Here is a 627-nt window from a genome sequence, read left to right on the forward strand (position 1 = left end):
GACCTACAGTGTGTCCGTCATGGATCTTATTCGCTGGTTTTTTTGATTATTCTTCGAGCGTGGCGTTCACTGATGCCGACGGCCTCGGCGATTTCCTTGGTGCCATAGATTCCCGCAGCCACCATCTGTTTGACTTTCGCGAGTGTTCTTGCACCCTCAGCAGCCGCCCGTTCTGTGTCGCGCTTACCACCAAGGGACGCTCCCTTTCTTCGGCGCCATTCGGTCTCGGCCAGCGGCCGCAGAAAAGCCCGCTCGCCCAAAAGCAGCAGGTTGTAACTCTGCAGGGCGGCCTCTGTGCGGCCCTGCAGCACGTCTACCATCCCAAGAAGGGAGAGGAGCAGCAACGGGCCATGATCGTCGATGTGTTCTTTCAGCCTGGCCGGCAGCGCTTCGGGCTTTTCTAGGAGAGCTGTGGCCAGGACCTGGGCGTCAGCCCAGCCCGGAAAGAGCGGCAGCGGGCGCGGTGGCTTGACGCCATACGCCGCAAACAGGGCGCGCGGCGTGATCCGTGGCAACCTGGTCCGTGCGAAGGCCACAAGGGCTTCCCGCAGATCGAGCCATAGGGCACGGGCCTCGGCCTCTGTGAGGTTCGACAGATGCCAACGAAAATCGCGCGCTGCTCGGGCA

1 protein-coding gene is annotated in these 627 nt (G+C 62.0%); it reads right to left on the reverse strand.

The features are described from left to right. Window positions 1-26: 26 nt before the first annotated feature. On the reverse strand, window positions 27-627 hold a 601-nt coding region (locus ACTFO6_RS17470; protein ID WP_439935703.1), incomplete at its 5' end, for a hypothetical protein.

Origin of the sequence: Pelomicrobium sp. G1, from assembly GCF_051905455.1 — a bacterium.
Lineage (GTDB): Bacteria > Pseudomonadota > Gammaproteobacteria > Burkholderiales > UBA6910 > Pelomicrobium.